Below are 1,833 nucleotides of genomic sequence, written 5' to 3' on the forward strand. Positions count from 1 at the left end.
GCTCAGGCCTTGTGGATGGGGCGCGAGGGGGCTTCCCCCGCCCCGCCGATGTCGGCAAGACGGGCCTCGATGCACTCGACGTCGAGCATGATCGCACCGCCGCCCGAGAAGATCAGCTCGACGATGCCGGCCGGCTTGCTGATCTCGATGAAGCTGATCGCCAGCAGCGACAGGACTTCGGCAGGCTTGTCGCGGTCAATACCGCTGGTCTTGGCCCCGAGCACGCGGTCGAAATGCAGCACGGCCTGCCGTCGCTCATTATGCTGGCGAAACAGGCCGGATTTTGCCTCCCAGACGAAACGGTTCATGGTCAGCAGGAAACGCTTGGCCGCGGGGAGGAATTCGAGGTCGCTGACTTTCAGCACGGCATCCTGGACATGAGCCGAAACGATGCTCAGATCCTGGTCGTCGAGCGCGATAAGCTTAAGGGCGGTCATACGGATTTCGCACCTGAAGGTTGATTGTTCAGCCTTCTGTTAGGCGGTCTTGGCGATCGGTGCAACCGCACCAACAGCTGCAGCTCTGCGCTGCCCCTCATCGCCCTGCCGGGCACTTCTCCCCGGATAGTGACGGGGAGAAGGACGCTGCCGCGAAGGATTTCGCCAATCTCCTGCGCTGCTAGAGAGGAGCCGAGGTCGCGGGCTACGCCGAAATCCGTTCGATCACCGCGCCGCAGTTGGACAGCTTTTCTTCCAGCCGCTCGAAGCCGCGATCGAGGTGGTAGACGCGGTTGACCGTGGTCTCGCCTTCCGCCGCCAGGCCGGCGATGACCAGCGAGACAGAGGCGCGAAGATCGGTCGCCATGACCGGCGCGCCCTTCAGCTTCGGCACGCCGTCGACGATCGCCGTCTGGCCCGAAAGCGTGATGTGAGCGCCGAGCCGCGCCAGTTCCTGCACATGCATGAAGCGGTTCTCGAAGATCGTCTCGGTGATGCGCGACTTACCCTTGGCCATGGTCATCAGGCCCATGAACTGCGCCTGCAAATCGGTCGGGAAGGCCGGGAAGGGTGCTGTCGTCACGTCGACCGGCGAAATGCCGGCGCCGTTGCGCCTCACCCGGATGCCGGAATTGGTCGGCGTGATCTCCGCACCCGTCTGGGCGATCACGTCCAGTGCGGTCTGCAGCAGGTCCGCACGCGCGCCTTCGAGCACGACGTCGCCGCCGGTCATGGCGACGGCCATCGCATAGGTGCCGGTCTCGATGCGGTCGGGAATGACGCGCACGCGCGCACCGGAGAGCGATTCGACGCCGTCGATGGCAATGGTTGGCGTGCCGGCGCCGGAAATCTTCGCGCCCATGGCGTTGAGGCACTCGGCCAGATTGACGATCTCGGGCTCGCAGGCGGCATTTTCCAGCACCGTCTCGCCCTTGGCGAGTGCCGCGGCCATCATCAGCACATGGGTGGCGCCGACCGAGACCTTCGGGAAGATATAGCGGTTGCCGACAAGGCGGCCATTCCGGGTCTTGGCGATGACATAGCCGGTGTCGACGTCGATATCAGCGCCCAGCGCCTGGAGGCCCTCGAGGAACAGATCGACCGGCCGCGTGCCGATGGCGCAACCGCCCGGCAGCGACACTTTTGCTTCGCCCATGCGCGCCAGCAGCGGGCCGATCACCCAGAACGAGGCGCGCATCTTCGACACCAGCTCGTAGGGCGCTGTGGTGTCGACGATGTTGCGGGCGGAGAAGTTGATGGTGCGCGAATAGCCCTCATTCTGCTTCTCGCGGCGGCCATTGACCGAATAATCGACGCCGTGATTGCCCAGGATGCGGATCAGCTGCTCAACATCGGCCAGATGCGGCACGTTTTCCAGCGTCAGTGTGTCGTCGGT

At 64.4% G+C, this 1,833-nt stretch carries 2 protein-coding genes; both read right to left on the reverse strand.

Annotation, left to right across the window (positions count from 1 at the left end; translation table 11 throughout):
* Positions 1-2 precede the first annotated feature (2 nt).
* Complete coding sequence (locus ENZ75_RS30660) at positions 3-437, reverse strand: DUF2948 family protein (protein WP_128278580.1); 435 nt, start codon at positions 435-437, stop codon at positions 3-5.
* Between the two features lie 205 nt (positions 438-642).
* The coding region (gene murA, locus ENZ75_RS30665; protein ID WP_128278581.1) for a UDP-N-acetylglucosamine 1-carboxyvinyltransferase at positions 643-1,833 on the reverse strand (1,191 nt) is incomplete at its 5' end.

It is taken from the genome of Mesorhizobium sp. M7A.F.Ca.CA.002.04.1.1 (assembly GCF_004022805.1).
GTDB lineage: Bacteria > Pseudomonadota > Alphaproteobacteria > Rhizobiales > Rhizobiaceae > Mesorhizobium > Mesorhizobium ciceri.